The sequence below is a fragment of the Streptomyces sp. SID486 genome (assembly GCF_009865385.1).
Taxonomy (GTDB): Bacteria; Actinomycetota; Actinomycetes; order Streptomycetales; family Streptomycetaceae; genus Streptomyces.
The window spans coordinates 1-479 of sequence record NZ_WWJT01000653.1; the positions used below are offsets into that span (position 1 = coordinate 1).

Consider the following 479-nt stretch of genomic DNA (forward strand, 5'->3'; position numbering starts at 1 on the left):
GCGGGGCCGGTGCCGGCGGCGGCGCGGGGGCCTCGGGCCCCTCGGGTCCGCGGTCGTCGGCGCCGGGTTCCATGTGCCGGGCCAGCCACAGCAGTTCCGCCAGCTCGCGCGGGGTCGGGTGCGCCCCGCCGCCCGCTCCGGCCAGGACGGCGGCCAGGCGGACCAGCGGGTCCGGTGAGCCGGTGTGCTCAGAAGACATCGGACTGCGCGCTCTGCCCCAGGTAGGGCATCAGCTGCTCGGCCAGCCGGTCCAGCGAGTCGGCGTCCAGGTCGGCGGAGCGGGCCAGGTAGATCGCGTTGAGGAGCTGGTCGGTGGCCAGGTCGCCGACGCCGGACCGGGACAGGAAGCGGTCGATCAGGGTCCGCGCGTAGGTGTCGGGTTCACCCAGGTGGGCGCGGACGATCTCGGCGAGGTGCCGGTCGTCCGGCTGGCGCAGGTGCAGCGTGACGCAGCGGCGCAGGAAGGCGGGCGGGAACTC

At 76.0% G+C, this 479-nt stretch carries 1 protein-coding gene and 1 pseudogene; both read right to left on the minus strand.

Translation table 11 applies throughout. The features are described from left to right. On the minus strand, nt 1-199 hold a 199-nt coding region (locus tag GT045_RS39180; protein ID WP_202529169.1), incomplete at its 3' end, for a hypothetical protein. Then, a pseudogene (locus GT045_RS30375) lies at nt 189-479 on the minus strand (MoxR family ATPase); the annotation flags it as partial. The gene GT045_RS39180 and the pseudogene GT045_RS30375, both read right to left, overlap by 11 nt.